Source organism: Pseudomonas putida (assembly GCF_002025705.1).
GTDB lineage: Bacteria > Pseudomonadota > Gammaproteobacteria > Pseudomonadales > Pseudomonadaceae > Aquipseudomonas > Aquipseudomonas putida_J.
In genome coordinates this window covers 1,384,599-1,407,250 of record NZ_CP018846.1, presented here as the reverse complement: position 1 = coordinate 1,407,250, position 22,652 = coordinate 1,384,599, and the positions used below count along the sequence as shown (strand labels likewise).

At 63.2% G+C, this 22,652-nt stretch carries 17 protein-coding genes; 8 read left to right on the top strand and 9 right to left on the bottom strand.

Annotated features, from left to right (window positions below; translation table 11 throughout):
- The first annotated feature begins 195 nt into the window (after positions 1-195).
- From BUQ73_RS06465 to cobA, 3 genes are read left to right on the top strand one after another with little or no spacing between them, the layout of a single operon-like run.
- Positions 196-1,407 (top strand): nitrate/nitrite transporter, encoded by a 1,212-nt coding sequence (locus BUQ73_RS06465; RefSeq protein WP_079227116.1) that lies wholly within the window; start codon positions 196-198, stop codon positions 1,405-1,407.
- 9 nt (positions 1,408-1,416) lie between these two features.
- A complete protein-coding gene (locus BUQ73_RS06460) occupies positions 1,417-3,084 on the top strand; it encodes a bifunctional protein-serine/threonine kinase/phosphatase (protein ID WP_079227115.1) in 1,668 nt (555 codons plus the stop codon).
- 27 nt (positions 3,085-3,111) lie between these two features.
- A complete protein-coding gene (gene cobA, locus BUQ73_RS06455; protein ID WP_079227114.1) occupies positions 3,112-3,852 on the top strand; it encodes a uroporphyrinogen-III C-methyltransferase in 741 nt (246 codons plus the stop codon).
- 78 nt (positions 3,853-3,930) lie between these two features.
- On the opposite strand, the gene BUQ73_RS06450 is transcribed toward cobA, so the two are convergent.
- The 8 genes from BUQ73_RS06450 to ppsA form a co-directional block, all read right to left on the bottom strand.
- Positions 3,931-4,968, bottom strand: a complete 1,038-nt coding sequence (locus BUQ73_RS06450; RefSeq protein WP_079227113.1) for an OmpA family protein — start codon at positions 4,966-4,968, stop codon at positions 3,931-3,933.
- Positions 4,969-5,078: 110 nt separating this feature from the next.
- A complete protein-coding gene (sigX, locus tag BUQ73_RS06445; RefSeq protein ID WP_033696348.1) occupies positions 5,079-5,645 on the bottom strand; it encodes an RNA polymerase sigma factor SigX in 567 nt (188 codons plus the stop codon).
- Between the two features lie 114 nt (positions 5,646-5,759).
- Positions 5,760-6,584, bottom strand: a complete 825-nt coding sequence (locus BUQ73_RS06440) for a mechanosensitive ion channel family protein (protein ID WP_027919410.1) — start codon at positions 6,582-6,584, stop codon at positions 5,760-5,762.
- A gap of 2 nt (positions 6,585-6,586) precedes the next feature.
- A complete protein-coding gene (locus BUQ73_RS06435; RefSeq protein ID WP_027919409.1) occupies positions 6,587-6,850 on the bottom strand; it encodes a hypothetical protein in 264 nt (87 codons plus the stop codon).
- Between the two features lie 93 nt (positions 6,851-6,943).
- The gene (locus tag BUQ73_RS06430; protein WP_079227112.1) at positions 6,944-7,939 is read right to left on the bottom strand and encodes a zinc transporter ZntB; all 996 of its coding nucleotides are present in this window, start codon (positions 7,937-7,939) and stop codon (positions 6,944-6,946) included.
- A gap of 27 nt (positions 7,940-7,966) precedes the next feature.
- The gene (rraA, locus tag BUQ73_RS06425) at positions 7,967-8,458 is read right to left on the bottom strand and encodes a ribonuclease E activity regulator RraA (protein ID WP_054883439.1); all 492 of its coding nucleotides are present in this window, start codon (positions 8,456-8,458) and stop codon (positions 7,967-7,969) included.
- Between the two features lie 221 nt (positions 8,459-8,679).
- On the bottom strand, positions 8,680-9,672 hold the full coding sequence (locus BUQ73_RS06420; RefSeq protein WP_237772746.1) for an alpha/beta fold hydrolase: 993 nt from the start codon (positions 9,670-9,672) through the stop codon (positions 8,680-8,682).
- Between the two features lie 102 nt (positions 9,673-9,774).
- Complete coding sequence (gene ppsA, locus BUQ73_RS06415; RefSeq protein WP_079227110.1) at positions 9,775-12,150, bottom strand: phosphoenolpyruvate synthase; 2,376 nt, start codon at positions 12,148-12,150, stop codon at positions 9,775-9,777.
- Positions 12,151-12,340: 190 nt separating this feature from the next.
- Between ppsA and BUQ73_RS06410 the strand changes: the two genes are divergently transcribed.
- Positions 12,341-13,159, top strand: a complete 819-nt coding sequence (locus BUQ73_RS06410) for a pyruvate, water dikinase regulatory protein (RefSeq protein ID WP_027919327.1) — start codon at positions 12,341-12,343, stop codon at positions 13,157-13,159.
- Between the two features lie 206 nt (positions 13,160-13,365).
- Here the strand turns inward: BUQ73_RS06410 and BUQ73_RS06405 are convergent, their stop codons facing one another.
- Positions 13,366-18,231: an NAD-glutamate dehydrogenase gene (locus BUQ73_RS06405; protein WP_079227109.1), complete on the bottom strand. Its 4,866-nt coding sequence runs from the start codon at positions 18,229-18,231 to the stop codon at positions 13,366-13,368.
- Positions 18,232-18,506: 275 nt separating this feature from the next.
- Between BUQ73_RS06405 and BUQ73_RS06400 the strand changes: the two genes are divergently transcribed.
- From BUQ73_RS06400 to BUQ73_RS06385, 4 genes are all read left to right on the top strand, one after another.
- Positions 18,507-18,860 carry a hypothetical protein gene (locus tag BUQ73_RS06400; protein WP_079227108.1) on the top strand — a complete coding sequence of 118 codons (354 nt, stop codon included), beginning with the start codon at positions 18,507-18,509 and terminating at the stop codon, positions 18,858-18,860.
- Positions 18,861-19,229: 369 nt separating this feature from the next.
- Positions 19,230-19,940 (top strand): FadR/GntR family transcriptional regulator, encoded by a 711-nt coding sequence (locus BUQ73_RS06395; RefSeq protein WP_027919330.1) that lies wholly within the window; start codon positions 19,230-19,232, stop codon positions 19,938-19,940.
- 103 nt (positions 19,941-20,043) lie between these two features.
- Positions 20,044-21,237, top strand: a complete 1,194-nt coding sequence (lhgO, locus tag BUQ73_RS06390) for an L-2-hydroxyglutarate oxidase (protein WP_079227107.1) — start codon at positions 20,044-20,046, stop codon at positions 21,235-21,237.
- 43 nt (positions 21,238-21,280) lie between these two features.
- Complete coding sequence (locus BUQ73_RS06385; protein WP_079227106.1) at positions 21,281-22,612, top strand: MFS transporter; 1,332 nt, start codon at positions 21,281-21,283, stop codon at positions 22,610-22,612.
- Positions 22,613-22,652: the final 40 nt, after the last annotated feature.

The window sequence follows — 22,652 nt, the reverse complement described above, 5'->3', positions numbered from 1 at the left end:
AGATCAAGGCCGCTCCTACAGGAAGCGTGCCTGCCAGGTACAAAGTTGGCCCAACTCTTGCTGAAGATATTCCACCGGTAGCCAACGGCGGTTGCCTCATAAAACTCCCGACAAAGACGTCGCTCCCCCTCCACGCCAGTGGACCGGGTAGCGGCGTCTTTTTCGTTTCCGTTGCATTGCCGAGTGAGGTGTTCGATGAGTACCAGCTTCTGGAAATCCGGGCATGTGCCCACGCTGTTCGCCGCGTTCCTGTATTTCGACCTGAGCTTCATGGTCTGGTACCTGCTTGGCCCACTGGCAGTGCAGATCGCCGCCGACCTGCAACTGAGTGCCCAGCAACGCGGCCTGATGGTGGCCACGCCGATTCTCGCCGGTGCGGTGCTGCGTTTCGTCATGGGCGTGCTGGTCGATCGCTTGTCGCCGAAAACCGCCGGCCTGATCGGCCAGGTGATCGTCATCGTCGCCCTCGCCGGCGCCTGGTACCTGGGCGTGCACACCTATGAACAAGCCCTGCTGCTGGGCGTGTTCCTCGGTGTTGCCGGTGCCTCGTTCGCCGTGTCGCTACCACTGGCCTCGCAATGGTACCCGCCACAGCATCAGGGCAAGGCCATGGGCATCGCAGGCGCGGGCAACTCCGGCACGGTGTTCGCCGCCCTGTTGGCCCCCGTGCTGGCTGCTGCGTTCGGCTGGAACAACGTGTTCGGCTTTGCCGTGCTCCCGCTGCTGCTGACCCTGGCGCTGTTCGCCCTGCTCGCCCGCAATGCCCCACAACGGCCCAAGCCGAAGGCCGCCGCCGACTACCTCAAAGCCCTGGGCGACCGTGACAGCTGGTGGTTCATGTTCTTCTACAGCGTCACCTTCGGCGGCTTCATCGGCCTGGCCAGCGCGCTGCCCGGCTACTTCAGCGACCAGTACGCCCTGAGCCCGGTCACCGCTGGCTACTACACCGCCGCCTGCGTGTTCGCCGGCAGCCTGATGCGCCCGCTGGGGGGCGCCCTGGCCGACCGTTTCGGCGGTATCCGCACCCTGCTCGGCATGTACAGCGTGGCCGCCATCTGCATCGCGGCAGTCGGCTTCAACCTGCCGAGCGCCACAGCCGCCCTGGCGTTGTTCGTCAGTGCCATGCTCGGCCTCGGCGCCGGCAATGGCGCGGTGTTCCAGCTGGTACCGCAACGCTTCCGCCAAGAGATCGGTGTAATGACCGGGCTGATCGGCATGGCCGGTGGTATCGGCGGCTTCCTGCTGGCAGCAGGGCTGGGCGCCATCAAGCAGCACACCGGCGACTACCAGCTTGGCCTGTGGCTGTTCGCCAGCCTTGGCCTGCTCGCCTGGTTCGGCCTGCACGGGGTCAAGCAACGCTGGCGCACCACCTGGGGCTCGGCAGCGGTTACCGCTGCGCGGGTCTGAGGCAGCGCCATGAGCCTGCAACTGAGCTTTGCCCAGGCCAGCGCCACCGGGCCACGCACAGAGAACCAGGACGCCCTGCGCCTGGTCACGCCTGCGCCGGAGCTGGCCGCCAGCAAAGGCTACCTGTTCGCCCTCGCCGATGGCGTCAGCCAGTGTGCCGACGGCGGCCTGGCAGCCCGCGCCAGCTTGCAGGCCCTGGCCATGGACTATTACGCCACGCCCGCCACCTGGGGTGTGGCCCAGGCCCTGGACCGCCTGCTGCTGGCGCAGAACCGCTGGTTGCGCGCCCAAGGCAGCCAGCCTTTGCTGACCACACTGAGCGCCCTGGTCCTGCGAGGGCGCCGCTTCACCCTGGCGCACGTGGGCGACTGCCGGGCTTATCGCTGGCACGCCGGGCACCTGCATTGCCTGAGCGAAGACCACGTCTGGGACCAGCCCGGCATGCAGCACGTGCTCAAGCGCGCGCTGGGGCTGGATCAGCACCTGCTGGTCGACTACCTGGACGGCGAACTGCAGGCCGGCGAGTGCTACCTGCTACTCAGCGACGGCGTATGGGCAAGCCTAGGCGACCAGCACATCCAGGCCGTGCTGCGCGAGCAACCCGACCTGCAGTCTGCCGCCGACACCCTGGTGGCCAGCGCCCTGCACAACGGTAGCCAGGACAACGCCAGCGCCTTGCTGGTGCGCGTCGAGCAACTGGGCACAGCCAACCTCGGCGACACCTTGGTGCAACTGCAGCAGTGGCCATTACCGGGCCCACTGCGTGACACCCAGATGATCGATGGTTGGCAGGTCGAAACGCGCCTGGCGCACAGCCGCCAGTCACTGCTCTACCGTGTGCGTGACGCGCAGGGCCAACCATGGCTGCTGAAGACTTTGCCCGAGAACCGCGAGCAGCAACCCGGCGCCGCCCAAGGCCTGCTGCTGGAGGAATGGTTCCTGCGCCGGGTCGCAGGCCGTCACTTCCCCGAGCTGCATACCGCCAGCCAGCGTCAACACCTGTACTACGTGATGCGCGAACACAGCGGCAAAACCCTCGCGGCACACTTCGCCGAAAATGGCCCATTACCGCTGGCCCAGTGGATGGAGGTCGCCCGCCAACTGCTGCAAGCGGTCGGTGTACTGCACAGGCGCAACCTGCTGCACCGCGACATCAAGCCCGACAACCTGCACTTGGGTGATGACGGCCAGCTGCGCCTTCTGGACTTCGGCCTGGCGTATTGCCCCGGCCTCTCCCAGGACCCGTTGCACGAGCTCCCCGGCACGCCTTCGTTCATCGCTCCGGAAGCCTTCGAAGGCCAACCGCCCAGCCCACGGCAGGACCTGTACGCGGCGGGCGTCACGCTCTATCACCTGCTGACCGGGCACTACCCCTACGGCGAGATCGAGGCCTTCCAGCGCCCACGCTTCGGCCAGGCGGTCAATGCCTCACGCTATCGCCCCGACCTGCCCGAATGGCTGCAGCACAACCTTCAGCAAGCCGTGGCAGCGGACCCGTCACAACGCTTTGAAACCGCTGAGCAGTGGCTACTTCTGCTCGAGCGCGGTGACCGCCAGGAACTGCCCAACCGCCCACGCCCGCTGCTTGAACGCGAGCCGTTGAAAGTCTGGCGAACGCTGGCCCTGCTATCGCTGTTGTTCAACCTGATACTGCTGTTCGCCCTGTTCAAGGGCTGAATGTGCCTTGCCGATGAGGAAACACTGATGAATGCAAAAGTCTGGCTGGTCGGTGCCGGCCCTGGCGACCCTGAACTGCTCACGCTCAAGGCCGTGCGCGCACTGCAACAGGCCGAAGTGGTGATGATCGACGACCTGGTCAACCCGACCGTACTGGAGCATTGCCCGCAAGCCAGGGTAATTGCCGTAGGCAAGCGCGGCGGCTGCCGCTCCACGCCACAGGCCTTCATCCAGCGCCTGATGCTGCGCCATGCTCGGCAGGGGCGTTGCGTGGTGCGCCTCAAGGGCGGTGACCCGTGCATCTTTGGCCGAGGCGGCGAGGAGGCGCTGTGGCTGCAAGGCCATGGCATCGACGTGGAACTGGTCAACGGCATTACCGCAGGCCTGGCCGGAGCCACCCAGTGCGGGATCTCGCTGACCTCGCGCGGGGTCAGCCGAGGGGTGACGCTGGTGACCGCGCACACCCAGGATGACAGCGAACTGAATTGGGCAGCACTGGCCCAGGGCGGCACGACCCTGGTGGTTTACATGGGCGTGGCGCGGCTTGAGCAGATTCGCCGGGGGCTGCTGGAGGGCGGTATGGCGCCGGGGATGCCGGTGGCGATGATCGAGAATGCGTCGTTGCCACAGCAGCGGGAATGTCGCAGCGATGTGTCGCGAATGGTCGAGGATGCGCGGGCGTTCGGCCTGTGCAGCCCGGCAATTCTGGTGATCGGCGAAGTGGTTGGGGAGCAGGCGATGAAGGAATGGGTGGCAATGGCTGGATAAGGCCGGCACAGGCAAAAGAAAATCCAGGCAAAGAAAAACCCGGCCGAGGCCGGGTTTTTCATTGAAGCTTCAGACCAATTACTTGGACTGGGCTTCTACCTGAGCTTCAACGCGACGGTTGATAGCGCGGCCTTCTTCGGTGGCGTTGTCGGCAACCGGACGGGTTTCGCCGTAGCCAACCGAGTCAACACGGCTGGATTCTACGCCGTACTGCTGGGTCAGGACCTGCTTGACAGCGTTGGCACGACGCTCGGACAGCTTCTGGTTGTAAGCGTCTGGGCCGACGGAGTCAGTGTGACCTTCAACCACGGTGGTGGTTTGTGGGTACTGCTTCATGAAGTCAGCCAGGTTCTTGATGTCGCCGTAGCTGTTTGGCTTGACGACCGACTTGTCGAAGTCGAACTTGACGTCCAGCTCAACGCGAACGACTTCGGCAACAGCCGGGCAGCCATCAGCGTCAACGGTAACGTTGGCTGGGGTGTCTGGGCACTTGTCGACGTTGTCGCAAACGCCGTCGTTGTCGGAGTCGGAGCAGACTTCAGCAACTGGAGCCGGAGCAGCAGCAACTTTGCCACCGCTACCACCGAAGTTCAGACCAACACCAACGGTTGGACCCCACTCGGTGTTGCCGTCGTCGATGTTGTACATGGCTTCTACGCCGGCACGGGCGAAGAACATGTCGGTGATGTACCACTTGGCGCCAGCGCCAACGTTGGCGAAGGTGGAGTGGTCACGGCCGCTACGAGTGGCCTGGCCCAGGCTCTCGTGAGCGAAACCAGCGGAAACGTACGGACGCAGAGCGTCGCCGACGGTACCGAAGTGGTAGGTAGCGTCCAGCTTGGCCTTGGAACCTTTGATGTCCTTGTTGAAGACTTCGCCACGAGCGTTGTGAGTCTCGTTGTAGCCCAGGTCCAGGGATACGTCGTCAGTCAGGAAGTAGCCCAGGCGAACACCAGGATTGGTGCCGTCGTTCTTGAAGTTACGCTCGCTGTCGTAGTACTGCTTGGTAACGTTGCCTTCGATTTCGACCGCGCCCTGGCCTTGAGCCATAACGCCGAACGAAGTAGCTGCGACGAGCGAGCCAATGGCCAAGCCCAAGGTGTTTTTCAATTTCATCCGTTAAATCCCCATCTGGTGATAGTTAAGCAGTCCCACCAACATCCGGGGGACAACTCGACGGCAAGTCTAGCAGAACTCGCCGATCCGTTAGAGATATTTACAAGGGACTAAGTTTCATCCAGACCTGCAAATTTCTCACGAAGCTTGTCTAGCGCGCGCTTGTAGCGCATTTTCGTCGCGCTCAGGCCCATGTGCATGATATCGGCGATTTCCTGAAATTCCAGTTCCGCGACAAAGCGCAACACCAGAATTTCCCGATCGATCGGGTTCACATGCACCAGCCACTTGTCCAGCCCGCCTTTTTCTTCCGGTTTCGGAGCCTTCTCTTCGGACGCCTCTTCTACAGGGTCCAGGCTCAAGGCATCCATCAACCGGCGTTTACGACGCTCCTTGCGGTACTGGGTAATGCATTCGTTGTAGGTAATGCTGTAGAGCCAGGTCTTGAACTTGGACTTGCCCTCGAAGTTCTTCAGACCGTACAGCACCTTCAGCATCACTTCTTGACAGACATCATCAGCATCGCGGTCGTTCCCCAGATAACGCGCACAGACGTTGAACAGGGTCCGCTGATAGCGCCGCATGAGTTCCTCATAGGCGCGGGTTACGTGGTACAGCTCCTCATGCGAACGCGCCACCAACTCCTCGTCGGTGAGTTCGCGGGGGTCATAACGCATGGGCGGCGAATGAACTTTATTCAAAACGGATCTGGCCGACAGTCAGGTCAATGTCGCCGCTCAGCCCCCTTTGGGCTGATTTCGCGGCGGCATACATTAACAGCTTTTGTGCGGTTAGCGGCTATTGACTCGCTGCTCAAGGAGCACGCGATTGGACAGCGATACCAGTTCGCCATCATCGGTCAACAGCGTCGTCTTGACCGTGCCGATCTCTTCGATCATTCCTTCAACCTCTCCAATCCGCACCTGCTGGCCGACCTGGTAGAGTTCGCGAACGTAGATGCCGGCCAGGATCTGCCCGGCGATTTCGCGGCTGCCAAGGCCCATCGCAAGCGCAACGGCCAGACCAACGGTTATCAGCCCAATGACGATCACGTGGTTGAGCAGGTCGGTCTTGACCTCGAGCTGGCTGATCGCCACCGAGATGCTGATGATGATCACCAGGCCCTGGGTGATGCGCCCCAGGCCTGCGGAGTACTCCAGGCCGATACCTTCGGCAGCGCCACGCACCAAACCGTTGGCAACCTGCGCCAGCAGCACGCCGGCCAGCAGCACCAGGGCTGCGCCAAAGACCTTGGGCAGGTACAGGGCGAGCATGTCGAGAGTTGCCGAAACCCGCTCCAGGCCCAGCGATTCAGCGGCCGAAACAAGGAAGATCAGCAACACGAACCAGTAGACGACCTTGCCGATCAGGGTCGAGATCGGCACCTGGATGCCGACCCGGCCAAGCATCTTGGTCAGCCCGGTGCCGGCCATCAGGCGGTCCAGGCCGACTTTGGCCAGAAGCTTGGAAAGCAGTGTATCGAGCAGCTTGGCCACCACGAAACCGAGCAGCACCACGACCAGCGCGCCGAACAGGTTAGGGATGAAGTTCGCTACCTTGGTCCATAGGGCGGTCATCGCAGTGACCAGGCTCTGGGTCCAGAGATCGAGTTCCATATTCAATCGGCCTTATCTGCTTTGCTGCCATCGGCAGCGTTGCGGGTAGAGTGTCGACGCACCGGCGCAACGTGCGCCGAACCATTGTTCACGGCAATCAGCAGCGCCTGGCTCCAGCGGCCAAGCAGGCTGAACAGATCACCGGCACCGACCTGGCGGTTGGCGGTTTTCAGCACGCGACCCAGGCACGCGGCATCGTCTCGCTCCTCACCGGAGGGCGACGCATTGAGCAGGTCACGCAGGGATTGTTCAAACGGATCGTGCATGGGCACCTCGCGCAGTATCAGTCAGAGACGAGATGGCCGGGCGACGGGTCACACATCGCACAGGGGCGAATGTTTCAAGATGACTCGGCACCTTCATACCCAGCGCAACCGCCGGAACAACCACCACTGCCCCACTGCAAGGGCCAGTACGACGATGCAGGCCAGCAGGAAGCCGTATGGGTTGCTCGCCCCCGGGATGCCGCCGACATTGATGCCGAGCAGCCCGGTGATGAAACTCATGGGCAGGAAGATGCAGGTGATGATGCCGAAGCGGTACATGGTCCGGTTCATCCGTTCGCTGCGCCGGCGGTCTTCGCTTTCCAACACCAGCGCTGCGCGCTCGCGGGTCAGTTCGAGCTCTTCGAGGTAGCGGATCAGGCTGTTGTTCAGCTCGTTCCAGTAATCGGCGTCGGCATCGCAGGACCAGCTCCACTTGCTGCGCGACAACTGGGCATAGATATCCCTCTGTGGCGCCAAAAACCGGCGCAAGCCCGCAGCGCGCCGACGGATCTGCTGCAAGCTGCCTTGTTCCGGGGTATACCGTTCGTCGGATTCAACCTTTTCTTCTTCGAGGTCGACCAGTTCCGAGAGGTCGCTGACCAGGCTCTGAACCTTCTCGGTCAGCAGCTCGCCCATCAGCAGCAACAGTTCGGACGCTGATTTCGGCCCCCTGCCCTCTTCCAGTTGCTGGAGGACTTCATCACTGGCACGCAGCGGCCGCAAACGCAGCGAAATGACCCGCTGCGCCTGAGCATGAATGCGTACCGAGACCATGTCCTCGGGTTCGGCCCCCGGGTTGAGGTTGACTCCACGCAGGAACAGCAGCAACTGCTCCCCTGCCTGCGGCAACAGACGTGGCCGGGTGTTTTCTTCCAGCAGAAGGTCACAGGCAAACTCGCTCAGGCCGCTGTTATGCAACAGCCAGGTACGGGTTTGCGGATGACTGCGGTCCCAGTGCAGCCACAGGCTTTCCTGAGGCTGCAACTGCAAGCCGTCCAGCTCGGTCCGGGCGATCGAACGCGCGCCACCTTTACCATCGAGCACCAGGGCATGCACCAGCCCCCACTGCGCGTTGTCTTCCTCGAACATCAAAACTCCATCAGCGCGTACTGCGCGTCACTCCGGCATTTTCAGCGGGCTTGGCGAGATGATCACACCGTTGTTGTCGGCGTACAGGTACTCACCCGGGCGGAAGGTGACACCGGCAAAGGTCACGGCCACATTGAGGTCGCCGATACCGCGCTTGTCGGTTTTCATCGGGTGGCTGGCCAGGGCCTGCACACCGACGTCGGTCTGGATCAGCACGTCGACGTCACGCACGCAGCCATAGATAACCAGGCCTTCCCAGCCATTTTTCGCAGCCTTTTCCGCGAGCATGTCACCGAGCAGCGCACGGCGCAGCGAGCCTCCCCCGTCGACCACCAGGACCTTGCCCTTGCCATCGAGTTCGACCTGTTCCTTGACCAGCGAGTTGTCTTCGAAGCACTTGATGGTGACGATCTGGCCACCGAAGGAATCGCGGCCACCGAAGTTGCTGAACATCGGTTCCAGCACCTGAACCAGGTCCGGGTAGGCGTCACACAGGTCGGGCGTTACGTAATGCTGCATGGGAAGCTCCTGTCAGTCACAACGAAAGCGGTTATCGGCCAAGGCTACACCGTAGAAGCTGTCGCAGTCATCCGGGACCGGGCAGTCAGTTCTGTATTCAGCCTGTACCGGCCTCTTCGCGGGCAAGCCCGCTCCCACAGGAACTGCACAGCCCCTGAGATCGGTGCTATCCCTGTGGGAGCGGGCTTGCCCGCGAAGAGGCCGGTACAGGCGAAACAGATTCAGCCAACAGGTACAGGCTCGCGCATCACCGTCGACTCATGCACCGGCAGCAGCGGATCGCGCAACCAGCGCTCCACCAACGGCCAGACCTGCGCCTGCGCCGCCTTGCTCACCAGCATGTCGACATGCCCGAAAGCCTCGAAGCCCTCTTCGCGCCCCAGGCGCAGGAACTGCTTGCGCTCCCCGCCGAGCTGATCGAACAGTTTGCGGCAGGCCCACACCGGGTCCTGGAAGTCGCCGGCGCCAGCCACGGCCAGCAGCGGCACATCCACTTCAGCCAGCCCCGCCCACCAATCACCTTGCTTGTCGCCAAAACGGCCGAACAGGCCATGCCAGCGCATGCTCTCAAGGGCCAGGCCGATCGGCTCGTCCTCCGGCCCACGCTTGAAACGCGGCCCGGAAATCTGCCCCCAGCGCCTGAGCAGCAGTTTCGCCCCCCAGGTCAGCGGCGGCACTTTGAGCGGCCAGTAGACACGGCTGATCTGGGTACCGAACAGCGCCACGCTGGCTACCTGCTCAGCCTTGAGAAAGCCGCCGCCCAAGGCCGCCACCAGGGTGGTTCCACCCAGGGAGTGGCCGACCCAGTGCGGCGCCTGGCCAGACTGTTCGCGCACGAACGCGCTGATCAGCGGTAAATCGTCGCGGGCATAGTCGGCGACGCTGTTGTGCTTCCAGGCGATATTGCGCGGCGACAGGCCATGGCCACGCATCTCCGGGATCCACACATCGAACCCGGCCCGCGCCAGGTAGGCGCCCAGGCCGATGCCTTTGGGCGAATACCAGAAGCGCCGGTTGGAGAAACTGCCATGCAGCAGAATCACCGGCACCCCCTGGGCCCGGCCTTGATCAGCCAGACCCAGGCGGGTCACGGCCAGTTCGACGCTGGGATCAGGGCTGTTGCCGGCCTTGATCCGGTACACGTCTTCGCTGAGGTCGCCGCGGCGCTCGGCACTGAGCAAGGCCACGGGAAAAAGGTTGCTGCTGCTTTGCATAAGGTTGCTTGGTGCACAAAAAAGGGCGGGATCCATCACTGGAACTCGCCCTGGAAAAAACCAGGCGGGGGCGCGCCAGACGCGCCCCCGCAATTTACCGCATCAGGCTGCGCCTTGGCCTTCGGCCAGGAAGAACCAGGTCTCGAGTACCGAGTCCGGGTTCAGCGAGACACTTTCGATGCCTTGCTCCATCAGCCACTTGGCCAGGTCCGGGTGATCCGATGGGCCCTGGCCGCAGATGCCGATGTACTTGCCGGCCTTGTTGCACGCCTGGATGGCGTTGGCCAGCAGCTTCTTCACGGCCGGGTTACGTTCGTCGAACAGGTGGGCGATGATGCCCGAGTCGCGGTCCAGGCCCAAGGTCAGCTGGGTCAGGTCGTTGGAGCCGATCGAGAAGCCGTCGAAGTACTCGAGGAACTCTTCGGCAAGGATCGCGTTGGACGGCAGCTCGCACATCATGATCACGCGCAGGCCGTTGTCGCCACGGGCCAGGCCGTTTTCGGCAAGCAGGTCGACGACCTGGCTGGCTTCGCCCAGGGTGCGCACGAACGGCACCATGATCTCGACGTTGGTCAGGCCCATTTCGTTGCGCACGCGCTTCAGCGCACGGCACTCGAGCTCGAAGCAGTCACGGAACGACTCGCTGATGTAGCGCGAGGCGCCGCGGAAGCCCAGCATCGGGTTTTCTTCTTCCGGCTCGTACAGCTTGCCGCCGATCAGGTTGGCGTACTCGTTGGACTTGAAGTCCGACAGGCGCACGATGACCTTTTTCGGGTAGAAGGCTGCAGCCAGGGTGCTGATGCCTTCGACCAGCTTCTCGACATAGAAGCCGACCGGGTCGTTGTAACCGGCAATACGCTTGTCGACGCTCTCTTTCAGCTCGGCTGGCAGGCCGGCGTAGTTCAGCAGCGCCTTGGGGTGCACACCGATCATGCGGTTGATGATGAATTCCAGACGCGCCAGGCCCACACCTGCATTGGGCAGCTGGGCGAAGTCGAAGGCGCGGTCCGGGTTACCGACGTTCATCATGATCTTGAACGGCAGCTCCGGCATGGCGTCCACCGAGTTCTGCTTGACGTCGAAGCCCAGCTCGCCCTCGAAGATGAAGCCGGTATCGCCTTCGGCGCAGGATACGGTCACGCCCTGGCCGTCCTTGAGCACCTGGGTCGCATTGCCACAACCGACCACGGCCGGGATACCCAGTTCACGGGCGATGATCGCCGCGTGGCAGGTACGCCCGCCACGGTTGGTAACGATGGCGCTGGCGCGCTTCATCACCGGTTCCCAGTCCGGGTCGGTCATGTCGGAGACCAGTACGTCGCCCGGCTGCACCTTGTCCATCTCGGACACGTCGTTGATCACGCGGACCTTGCCGGCGCCGATGCGCTGGCCGATGGCGCGGCCTTCGACCAGCACGGTGCCCTTCTCTTTGAGCAGGTAACGTTCCATGACGTTGGCGCTGGCACGGCTCTTGACCGTCTCAGGGCGGGCCTGAACGATGTACAGTTTGCCGTCGTCACCGTCCTTGGCCCATTCGATGTCCATCGGGCGCTGATAGTGCTGCTCGATGATCATCGCCTGCTTGGCCAGCTCGTTGACTTCGTCGTCGCTCAGGCAGAAGCGGGCGCGCTCGGCGCGGTCGACCTCGACGGTCTTGACCGAACGGCCGGCCTTGGCTTCTTCGCCGTAGACCATCTTGATGGCCTTGCTGCCCAGATTGCGGCGCAGGATGGCCGGGCGGCCGGCCTGCAGGGTGTTTTTGTGGACGTAGAACTCGTCCGGGTTGACCGCGCCTTGAACCACGGTTTCACCCAGGCCGTAGGCGCCGGTGATGAACACCACGTCGCGGAAGCCCGACTCGGTGTCGAGGGTGAACATCACGCCGGCGGTGCCGGTTTCGGAGCGGACCATACGCTGCACACCAGCCGACAAGGCGACCAGCTTGTGGTCGAAGCCCTGGTGCACGCGATAGGAAATGGCGCGGTCGTTGAACAGCGAAGCGAACACTTCCTTGGCCGCGCGGATCACGTTGTCGACGCCGCGAATATTGAGGAAGGTCTCTTGCTGACCGGCGAACGAGGCGTCTGGCAGGTCTTCGGCGGTGGCCGAGGAACGCACGGCAACGGCCATGTTGTCGTTACCGTTGGCCATGGCGGCGAAAGCGGTTCGGATTTCCGAATCAAGGCGCGCCGGGAAATCAGCTTCCATCACCCATTGGCGGATCTGCGCGCCGGTCTTTGCCAGGGCGTTGACGTCGTCTACGTCCAGCGCGTCGAGGGCCGCGTGAATCTTGTCGTTCAGGCCACTTTGTTCAAGAAAATCACGGTACGCCTGAGCCGTAGTGGCAAAGCCGCCCGGCACCGACACGCCGGCACCGGCGAGGTTACTGATCATCTCGCCCAGGGATGCGTTCTTGCCCCCCACATGCTCTACATCATGGACGCCGAGCTTATCGAGGGAAACTACGTACTCTACCAAGGTGATCTCTCCACTAACTGTATTGGAAAAGCTCAAGGGCGCCCGCCTGCCATCGTTGACTGGGCCGGACGCGTGTGGCCTGGACCTGGAAAATAGGCTCGTAAAATATGGCAGAATGCCGACAGCCGCATTCGGCAAACCGAACCTATCATATCCAAGAAACGTCATCAGCTTAAGGCCCATATCGCAAATGAAACGAACCGCGTTTTTCATCTCCGATGGCACCGGCATCACCGCCGAAACCCTGGGCCAAAGCCTGCTCGCTCAATTCGAGAGCATTCCGTTCAATAAATTCACCCGTCCGTACATCGACAGCCCGGAAAAAGCACGGACCATGGTGCAGCAGATCAACACTGCCGCAGAGCGCGACGGCATGCGCCCGATCATCTTCGACACCATCGTCAATCAGGACATCCGTGAGATCCTGGCGACGTCGAACGGCTTCATGATCGACATCTTTTCGACGTTTTTATCCCCGCTCGAGCAGGAATTGACAGCCCATTCGTCGTATTCCGTGGGCAAGTCGCACTCGATCGGCGGCAATTCCAACTACATGGAGCGGATCGAGGCGGTCAACTTTGCCCTGGATAACGACGATGGCGCGCGCACCCACTACTACGACAAGGCCGACCTGATCCTGGTTGGCGTGTCGCGCTGCGGCAAGACCCCGACCTGCCTGTACATGGCCATGCAGTTCGGTATCCGCGCAGCCAACTACCCGCTGACCGAAGACGACATGGAGCGCCTGCAGCTGCCAGCGGTGCTGAAAAAGCACCACAACAAGCTGTTCGGCCTGACCATCGACCCTGACCGCCTGACCGCCATCCGCCACGAGCGCAAGCCCAACAGCCGCTATTCGAGCTTTGCCCAGTGCGAGTTCGAGGTGCGTGAGGTGGAGAACCTGTTCCGCCGCGAGAACATTCCCAACATCAACTCCACGCATTTTTCGGTGGAAGAGATTTCGGCGAAGATCCTTGTGGAGAAAGGCGTGGAGCGCAGGTTCAAGTAAACACCGACCCTGTTGAAGCGGCACTGTGGGAGCGGCCTTGCGTCGCGATAGGGGTGCGTAGCGCCCCCCCAGATTTGAGCCCCTCGCTAGATTGCAGGGGCTGCTGCGCAGCCCTATCGCCACGCAAGGCCGCTCCCACAAGGGCCAGCACAGGCATAAAAAAAGCCCCGGCATCGCTGCCGGGGCTTTTCATTTCAGCTCAAGGTTCAGGACGGCACCACCGCCGCCTGCCCGCTCATGGCCAGGTCGACCAGCTCGCGGTTGGCCACCGCGTACATCGCATAGTCGGTGCCCGTGGCATTGCGCAGGTCATCGAGCATGGCGCGCCAGCGCTCGACCATCACCCGGTGCTGCTCGGCCCACAGCGCCACACGGGCATCCATGTCCTCCGGGCCATCGGCCATCTGCAACACCGAGATGGTGATCGCCCGCTGCTGCAGGTCGATGTCGTCGCGGAACGCCTCGCGGGCCAGGGCCTGCCAGTTGTTTTCCACCGGCAGGTTGCTGATTTCCTGCAGGTACCAGGTCAGGTCCAGCGCGCTGCCCACGGCGAAGAACGCCTTGGCCACCTGCGCCGGCTCATGGCCGGTCACGTCGGAGGCCTCGATGATCGGCAGCAGGGTGTACAGGTGGGTGGTACCGGCAACCATGCGCGCCAGCAACTCCGGTACACCTGCGTCGACGAAGCTCTGGTAACGCACCATCCAGCGCTCGCGGGTCGGGCCTTCGAGCAGCTCGTCGAGCTTGAGCCCCAGCTGGGCGATCTTCGGCCCGAAGTGCGCGGTGTCACGCCCGGCATCCTGCTCATTGCGCCGGCTACGCAGGAACCAGCGGGTGGCGCGGCGGCCCAGGCGCATCAGCTCGTCCATCAAGGTCAGCTGGATTTCCGCTGGCACCTGGTAGTCCAGCGCCTCGATCTGGCGGAACCAGTGCGGCAGGTGGAAGATGTCGCGCACGATCACATAGGCCCCGGCAACGTTGGCCGGGCTCATGCCGGTCGACTCCTTCAGGCGCTGGACGAAGGTGATACCCATGTTGTTGACCAGGTCGTTGGCGATCTGGGTGCTGACGATTTCGCGCTTCAGGCGGTGACGGCGCATGGCGTCGGCGAATTTGCTGACCAGCGACGGCGGGAAGGCGGTTTCCATGTCGCGGGTCAGGTAGTCGTCGTCCGGTACCAGCGACTTGAGCAATTGCTCCTTCAGGTCGATCTTGCTGTACGAGATCAGCACCGACAGCTCGGCGCGGGTCAGGCCCTGGCCAGCGGCCAGGCGTTCGGCCAACTGATCTTCGGACGGCAGGAACTCGATGGCCCGGTCCAGCTTGCCACGGCCTTCGAGGTCGGCCATCAGGCGCTTGTACTCGGCGATCCGCTCGCGGGCGCGGCGGGCTGCCAGCGACAGCGCCTGGGTCTGCTTGTAGTTGTTGCCCAGCACGAGGCTGGCCACTTCGTCGGTCATGCTGCCAAGCAGTTGGTTGCGCTGCTTCTCGGTCATGTCGCCACCCTGCACCACTTCGTTGAGCAGGATCTTGATGTTGACCTCGTGGTCGGAGCAGTCCACGCCACCCGCGTTGTCGATGAAGTCGGTGTTGGTGGCGCCGCCGTGCAGGCCGAACTCGACACGGCCGAGTTGGGTCATGCCGAGGTTGCCGCCCTCGCCCACCACCTTGCAGCGCAGCTCGTTGCCGTTGACGCGCAAGGCGTCGTTGGCCTTGTCGCCGACATCGGCGTGGCTTTCGCTGCTGGCCTTGACGTAGGTGCCGATGCCGCCGTTCCACAGCAGGTCGACCGGTGCCTTGAGCAGTGCGTGCAGCAGTTCGGTCGGGGTCAGGCGGTCTGCCTCGATGGCGAAGCGTTCCTTCATCTGCGGGCTGATGGCGATGCTCTTGGCACTGCGCGGGAAGATCCCGCCGCCTTCGGACATGATGCTGGCGTCGTAGTCGCTCCAGGCCGAGCGCGGCAGGTCGAACAGGCGCTTGCGCTCGACGAAGCTGGTGGCAGGGTCCGGGTTGGGGTCGATGAAGATGTGCAGGTGGTTGAACGCCGCCACCAGTTGCAGCTTTTCAGACATCAGCAGGCCGTTGCCGAATACGTCACCGGCCATGTCGCCGACGCCAATCACGGTGATCGGGTCCTGCTGCACGTTGATGCCGCGCTCGCGGAAGTGGCGCTGCACGCCGACCCAGGCGCCACGGGCAGTGATGCCCATCTTCTTGTGGTCGTAACCGGCCGAGCCACCCGAAGCGAACGCATCGCCGAGCCAGAAGCCGTAGTCGATGGCGATGCCGTTGGCGATATCAGAGAAGGTCGCCGTGCCCTTGTCGGCCGCCACCACCAGGTACGGGTCGTCATCGTCATGACGCACCACGTTGGCCGGCGGCACCACGCCACCGTCCTTGAGGTTGTCAGTGATGTCGAGCAGGCCGGAAATGAAGATGCGGTAGCAGGCCACGCCTTCGGCGGCGATTTCGTCGCGCGTGCCGCCCAGCGGCAGACGGCGCGGCAGGAAGCCACCCTTGGCGCCGACCGGCACGATCACCGAGTTCTTCACTTGCTGGGCTTTCACCAGGCCCAGTACTTCGGTGCGGAAGTCTTCTTCGCGGTCCGACCAGCGCAGGCCGCCGCGGGCGACATTGCCGAAACGCAGGTGCACGCCCTCGACCCGTGGCGAATAGACGAAGATTTCGAACTTCGGCACCGGTTTGGGCAGTTCGGGAATCAGCTTGGGGTTGAACTTGAAGCTGAAGTACGACTTGTTCTGGCCGTTGGCATCCGGCTGGTAGAAGTTGGTGCGCAGGGTGGCCTTGATCAAGTCCAGGTAGCGCCGCAGGATGCGGTCCTCGTTGAGCACCTGGACCTCGTCCAGGGCAGTGAGAATCGCCTGCTCCAGGCGCTGCTGCTTGTCGTCCAGGTCCTCGATGGTGAGCTTGCGCGCCAGGTAGAAGCGGGTCTTGAACAACCGCGTCAGCTCGCGGGCGATGTCGGTGTGGTTGTTCAGGGTGCTGGCGATGTAGCCAAGGTCGAAGCCCAGGCGGATCTGCTTGAGATAGCGGGCATAGGCGCGCAACAGCGCCACGTCACGCCATGGCAGGCCGGCGGTGAGCACCAGGCGGTTGAAGGCGTCGTTCTCGGCGTCGCCGTTGACGATGTGGACAAAGGCATCCTGCAGGGTGTCGTTGAGCTGCTGGATGTCCAGGTTCAGGCCTTCGCTGTAGGTGAAGGCAAAGTCGTGGATCCAGAACTCACGCCCACTGGCATGGCGCAGGCGGTAAGGGAATTCGCCGAGCACGCGCAGGCCGAGGTTTTCCAGGATCGGCAGCACGTCCGATAGCGCCAGCGGGGTGTCGGCGTGGTACAGCTTGCAGTGCAACAGGCGGTCGCCCAAGCGCGTCAGGGGCTGGTAGAAGCTCATCGCCAATGGCTTGCTTTCGGACAACGCCACCACGTGCTGCAGGTCGACCACGGCCGAGTGCGCCGGGAAGCGCTCGCGGTAGCCCGCCGGGAAGCCCTTGGGGAAGTCCGCGAGGATGTTGGTGCCCTGGGCTTCGCCGAAGTTCTCGATGACCAGTGCCGAGTAGTCGTCATGCCACGAGCGGCAGGCCTGGATCACTTCGTTTTCCAGTTGCTGCGGGTCGATGTCGATGCGGTTCTTCGGGTCGACCCGCAGAATCAGCTGCACGCGCGCCAGCACCGACTCGGAGAAGAAGGTCCAGAACTCACAGTCACTGGCCTTCAGGCGCTCCATCAGCACCTGCTGGATCTTCTGCCGCACTTCGGTGGAGTAGATCTCGCGCGGCACGTAGGCCAGGCAGTAGCAGAAGCGCCCGTACGGGTCCTTGCGCAGGAACACGCGGATCTTGTTGCGCTCCTGGATCTGCACGATCGACATCACGGTGCTGAACAGCTCATCGACCGGGGTCTGGAACAGGTCGTCGCGCGGCAGCACTTCGAGCACCTGGGCCAGTTCCTTGCCCAGGTGCGCTTTCGGGTCGAAGCCGGAACGGCGCTCGACCTCGGCAACCTTCACGCGGATGTAAGGGATGGCATGCACGCTCTCGCCATACACCGACGAGGTGTACAGGCCCATGAACCGGTGTTCCTTGATGACCTTGCCGTCAGCGCCCAGCTGGCGGATCGACACGTAGTCCGGGTAAGCCGGGCGATGCACGCGGCTGGGCAGCGCGGCCTTGGCGAACGACAGCAGCAGCGGCTCGTTGAGGTAGGCCACGGCGTAGTCTTCGATGCGCAGTTCTTCTGCTGTCAGGCCCACCCGCAGGCGGCGCGGCAGACCGAGGAACGACTGCTCGTCGTAGGTCATCTGGCCGCCGGAGCTGTCGGCCTGGACGGTGAATTCTTCATAGCCGAGGAAGGTGAAGTGGTTGTCCAGCAGCCATTCGAGGAAGGCCTTGACCTCGCCCTTTTCATGCTGGACCGGGCCATAAGCGGTGTTTTCCACCTCGGCGACGACTTCACGCAGCTTGGCTTTCATCGGTTCGAAATCGGCCACTGCCACGCGCACTTCGGCCAGCACCTGCTCGATCTCGCGTGTAAGCACGTTGAGCTCGGCGGCATTGGCGCAGCGGTCGATTTCCAGGTACATCAGCGATTCGTGGCGCACGCCCTCGCCCTGGGTACCCTTGGGCAGCAGTTCGAGCAGTTCGCCCTTGGCGCCCCGGCGCACGCTCAGCACCGTGGTCTGCAAGGTATGGATGCTGTAGCCGCGGCGGTTGAGCTCGGTGCGCACCGAGTCGACCAGGAACGGCAGGTCGTGGTGCAGCACTTCGACCACGGTGTGGGTCGATTGCCAGCCATTGCGTTCGTAATCGGGGTTGTACACCCGCACTTGCGGGTACTCGGGGTCGAAGCGCTCGATGATCCGCCACGCCGACAGGGTGCAGCCGGCCAGGTCGGAAAGCCGGCGCTGGGTAAGTTCGTCCAGAGAGATGATGCCGAAGAACTGCTCGGCGAATAGCGCCACTTGTGGCAGGGACTGTTCGCTGATGTGCTGCGCCAGGGCCGCTTGCAGTTGATGCTGGAAGTCGGCTTTGCTGGCTGCGGTGAAGAACGCCATCTGTGGTACTCCGCTTGGGCTTTGTATTAGTTGAAGCGTCGCGCACGTCCGCCATGTACGGATCAACGATAGCCAACCCGTGGCAAGCCGGACGGTAAAAACCAGACGTTGAACGTGGCAGGCACGCTCAGGGCTCGCCGAAGCTTAACGACTGAGCGGTCATTGCCGCTTGCGAGGCTGCGACAATTTCGGTCAAGGGCTGGCAACTTTACGTTTATGGATGTTTGCAAGGCTGTCAGAATTCCCTCTCATTTCCCTTGACCCGAGTCGTAGCCATGCAAATCCACACCGCCTTGCTGTTCGCCACCCCTTGCGATGACGAGGAAGACAACATGGCGACCCTGTGCTGCCACAGCGACAAGGGGCAGATGTTTCTGCTGACCCGCTACCCGGATGAAGACACCGTCGACCTGACCCTGGATGACGAGCCGTCGACCCTGGATGGGCTGAAGGTGACCTTGAGTGCGCAGCGCTTGCTGATCGAGGTGGCGGCCGGGGATCGCGATGCGCTGAAAGGGGATGAGGCGCTGGAGATCGTGCTGACTTCGGCGGGGACCGACCTTGAGGAAGTGGCGCTGACCCTGCGCAATATCCTTGATGGCACTGGCACCTTCGTCAGCGAGCTCTGAGATATTGGGGCTGCGGGGTGTATGCCGATAGATTCTCAGCGCGTGGGAGATCGAGCGCCGCCCGCACGGCGCATCGCGGATGAATCCGCTCCTACATTTGTTGCAACGTGCCGAACCTGTTACGCCATGGTCGCCAGCCTTGGCGCATGTCTCGAGTATTGCAAACAAGGCTGACAACCATGGCCTCACAGGCATGGCCACGTTGCAACAAATGTAGGAGCGGATTCATCCGCGATGCGCCGCGCGGGCGGCGCTCGATCTCAAAGGCAATGAATCTCTCCAGACATGCACTCCAGCCCCAACGCACCATTGACAGCCCATCCCCACACAGGCATTGTCTGACAACCTGATAACTAGGCAACCGTTTCCATGCTAGAGCTCCAGCGCCCCGACACCCTGGTCGAGCGGGTCGTCAGCGCCATTCGCGCCGAGATCGATTCCGGCCGCCTGGCCGCCGAATCGCGCCTGCCCACCGAACAGCAACTGGCCGAACAGCTGAACGTCAGCCGCTCGGTGGTGCGCGAGGCCGTGGCGCAGCTCAAGGCCGACGGCGTTCTGATCGCCCGTCGCGGGCTCGGTTCCTACATTTCGCAAACACCCGCCGGCACCGTGTTCCGCTTCCCCGGCAGCAATGGCCGCAAGCCGGACCTGGTGCAGATGTTCGAGATGCGCCTGTGGATCGAAACCCAGGCCGCCGCCATCGCCGCCCGCCGCCGTGATGAACAAGACCTGGCCCACATGGCCAAGGCCCTGCAGGAAATGCTCGACAAGCGCAGCGACTTCGCCACCGCTTCGGCTGCCGACGTGGCGTTCCACCGGGCAATTGCCGAAGCCAGCAAGAACGATTACTTCGTGGCTTTTCACGACTTCCTCGGCGGCCAGCTGGCCAGCGCCCGGCGCACCGCCTGGGAGAACTCCGCCGCCCACTCGGTGGGGGGCTCGGCCGATGCCAACCGCGAACACCAGGCGCTGTACCAGGCCATCGCAGCTGGTGACCGCCAAGCTGCCGCAGCCTGCGCCGAAGCACACCTGCGCGCCTCGGCCAGGCGCCTGAAGATCGACCTCCCCGCCCTCGACTGACCCCGGAGATACCGACGCGGCCTGACGCGGGCCTTTTTACGCACTACTTAGTCTGACAACCTGATAAGCAGATCCACCGACAAGAACACCAAGGTACCCCTGCATGACTTACGACTACTGCATCATCGGCGGCGGCATCGTCGGCCTCGCCACTGCGATGGCCCTGCTCGAACAGCGCCCGGGCGCATCCCTGCTGATCCTGGAAAAGGAAGCCAGCCTCGGCCGTCACCAGACCGGCCACAACAGCGGCGTGATCCATGCAGGCATCTATTACGCACCCGGCAGCCTCAAGGCCGAACTGTGCAAGCGTGGCGCCCAGGCGACCAAGGATTTCTGCAGCGAGCACGGTATCGCCTTCGAGGTCTGCGGCAAGTTGCTGGTGGCTTCCAACGACCTGGAAGTGCAGCGCATGCAGGCGCTGTATGAGCGTTCGCAGCAGAACGGCCTGAAAGTCGAGCGCCTGAACGCCGCCGCACTGGCTGAACGTGAACCGAACATCGTCGGCAAGGGCGCGCTGTTCCTCGATGCCACCGGCATCGTCGACTACACCCAGGTGTGCAACGCCATGGCCAAGGTGATCCGCCAGGCCGGCGGCGAGGTGCACCTTTCGACCAGCGTGCGCGCAATCCAGGAGCATGCCGACCACGTCGCCATCGGCACCGACAGCCACACCTGGCGTGCCCGCCAGCTGGTCGCCTGTGCCGGCCTGCAGTCCGACCGCCTGGCGCGCCTGGCCGGGGTGAAGATCGACCACCAGATCATCCCATTCCGCGGCGAGTACTACCGCCTGCCTGCCAGCAAGAACCAGATCGTCAACCACCTGATCTACCCGATCCCCGACCCGGAACTGCCGTTCCTCGGCGTGCACCTGACCCGCATGATCGACGGCAGCGTCACCGTCGGCCCGAATGCCGTGCTCGGCTTCGGCCGCGAGAACTACCGCAAGTTTTCGGTCAATTGGCGCGACGTGGCCGAGTACGCCAGCTTCCCGGGCTTCTGGAAGACAATCTGGAACAACCTCGGCTCCGGCACCACCGAGATGAAGAACTCGCTGTTCAAGCGCGGTTACCTGGAGCAATGCCGCAAATACTGCCCATCGCTGGAAGTGGCAGACCTGCTGCCTTACGAAGCGGGCATTCGGGCCCAGGCGGTGATGCGCGATGGCACCCTGGTGCACGATTTCCTGTTCGCCGAAACCCCGCGCATGGTGCATGTCTGCAATGCACCGTCGCCGGCTGCCACCTCGGCCATTCCCATCGGCCAGATGATCGCCGAAAAGATCCTCAAGGCCCGCTGAAACCTGCAGCACCCACAACTACAAAGACAATAAGGAACCCCCCATGTCGGTACATGAGGCGGCCCCGGCCGCGCACGAGACCCCGCAACAGCAACGCAAGCGCCTGCGCAAGGTGGCAGCGGCGACCATCTTCGGCTCGATGCTGGAGTGGTACGACTTCTACCTCTACGCGACCATGGCGGCGATCGTGTTCTCGAAGATCTTCTTCGATGCCAGCAACCCGGCGGTGGCCTCGCTGCTGGCCTTCTCCACCTTCGCCATCGGCTTCATCGCCCGCCCCTTCGGCGGCATCCTGTTCGGCTACCTGGGTGACCGCTTCGGGCGCAAGCATGTGCTGGTGATCACCTTCTGCATGATGGGCGTGTGCACGGCGCTGATCGGCTTGATCCCCAGCTATGCCAGCATCGGCATCTGGGCACCGATCCTGCTGGTGGTAATCCGCATCATCCAGGGCCTGGGCGCGGGCGCCGAGCTGTCCGGCGCAGCAGTCACCTCCTACGAACATGCCAGTGAAGGCAAGCGCGGGAGCCAGGGTGCGTGGCCGGCGCTGGGGCTGAACCTGGGGCTGCTGCTGTCGTCGCTGACCGTGTACCTGCTGACCATGAATGGCAACGACTTCCTGCTCGCCGGTGGCTGGCGCATCCCGTTCATTGCCAGCATCGCCCTGGTGGCGGTCGGCCTGTGGGTGCGCAAGAGCATCCCCGAGACACCAGACTTCAAGGAGCTGGACCAGGCCGACAGCAGCAAGCCGCAGGTGTCGCCGTTGAAGCTGCTGTTCAAGAACGACCTCAAGGGCCTGGCCGTGGTGTTCTTCGTGGCCATCGGCTACAACGCCCTGAGCTACATCTTCAAGACCTTCTCGCTGGCCTACCTGACCCAGTTCAAGGGCGTGCAGGCGCATGTCACGTCGCTGTCGGTGACCATCGCAAGCCTGGTGGCGATCTTCGCCGTACCGTTCTTCGGCTGGCTGTGCGACCGCTGGAGCAGCAAGACCGTACTGATGCTCGGCGGGGTGCTGTCGGCGCTGTTCGCCTACCCGTTCCTGCAACTGTTGAGCACCGGTGAGCCCACCCAGATCTACATCGCCATCGCTATCGGCACCGGCATCCTCGCGCCGATGATGTTCGCCCCACAGGGTTCGTTCCTCAGCCGTCAGTTCCCGACCCAGACACGCTCGTCGGGCTTTGGCACCGGCCGCGAAATCGGCACGGCGGTAGCCGGTGGCCTGGCGCCGCTGGGCGGGTTGGCCCTGGTGGCCGGGTCTGCGACCCATTCCACCGATGGCGTGGCGCTGATCCTGGCGATTGCCGGGGTGCTGGTGGTGGTGTTCGCCCTATGCGACCAAGGGCGCAAACACTCCAGCGCAAAAAACTGATACCCGAAGGATACGGCCTCTTCGCTGCGGTTTGACGCGA